This window comes from Paracoccus wurundjeri (assembly GCF_030678915.1).
In the GTDB taxonomy this organism is placed as follows: Bacteria; Pseudomonadota; Alphaproteobacteria; order Rhodobacterales; family Rhodobacteraceae; genus Paracoccus; species Paracoccus onubensis_A.
In genome coordinates this window covers 1-1,050 of record NZ_JAUUTZ010000063.1, presented here as the reverse complement: position 1 = coordinate 1,050, position 1,050 = coordinate 1, and the positions used below count along the sequence as shown (strand labels likewise).

At 58.9% G+C, this 1,050-nt stretch carries 1 protein-coding gene; it reads left to right on the top strand.

Going from position 1 to position 1,050, the window contains the following annotated elements; genetic code table 11:
• Positions 1-62: 62 nt before the first annotated feature.
• Entirely contained in the window at positions 63-995 is a 933-nt protein-coding gene (locus Q0601_RS24610; protein ID WP_305292847.1) for an IS5 family transposase, read from the top strand.
• Positions 996-1,050 lie beyond the last annotated feature (55 nt).

The following is a 1,050-nucleotide window of genomic DNA, read 5'->3' as shown; positions in this document are numbered from 1 at the left end:
GGCTTTGTTGCGCAAAAGGTTGACGGGATTCATCTTGTGAATCCAGCGTGATACCTTTGGGCATGAGCAATTGGACCTCGACGAAATACAAGACGACGAACTGGTCGTCCTACAACGACGCCCTGAAGCGACGTGGCTCGCTGACCATCTGGTTTGATCCATCAATGACCTGGTCGCCGCCTCCGAGCGGCAAACGAGGCCGCCAGAAAGCTTACAGCGATGCCGCCATCCAGGTTTGCCTGACGCTGAAGGTACAGTTTGGCATGCCGTTGCGGCAGGTAACGGGCTTTGTCGAAAGCCTACTCGGTTTGGCGGGGTTGAATTGGGCGGTTCCAGATTACAGCACGCTGTGCCGCCGTCAGAAGACCCTGATGGTGGATATTCCCTATCGGGGTGGCAACGGCCCGTTACATTTGTTGATCGACAGCACCGGCATCAAGGCGGAGGGTGAAGGCGAGTGGAATGCGCGCAAACATGGAGGCCCCAAGCGGCGCATCTGGCGCAAGGTTCACATTGGGATCGATGAGGAAACGCTGGAGGTGCGGGCCGTCGAGGCGACCGGGAGCCATATTGGCGATGCGCCGATGTTACCGGAGTTGCTCAGCCAGATCCCGCCCGACCAGGAAATCGGCTCCGTGACCGGCGATGGGGCTTACGACACGCGCAAGTGTCATGATGCGATTGCGGATCGAGGGGCAGAAGCGATCATCCCACCGCGCAAGAATGCCAAACCATGGAAGCCAACAACTGCCGGCGCGCACGCCCGCAACGAAATCCTCCGGGCCGTCAAATATCTCGGCCCTGCGATCTGGCGACGATGGAGCCAATATCACCGCCGAAGCCGCGTCGAGGCAAAGATGCATTGTGTAAAACGTCTTGGTCAGAGCCTCATGGCGCGGGACTTCGACCGGCAGGTCGCAGAGCTGCAAATCCGCTGCGCCGTCATGAACCGTTACACCGCTCTCGGCACGCCCGTGACAATGGCCGTAGGATAAGTCTGTCCCGGGAAAGGGAAATTATACCCAAAGCACCTTTTGCGCAACAAAGCCG

Bases quoted from the DNA above. Each gene is read 5' to 3' on its own strand.
- Q0601_RS24610 (WP_305292847.1), top strand. From the start codon at position 63: ATGAGCAATTGGACCTCGACGAAATACAAGACGACGAACTGGTCGTCC.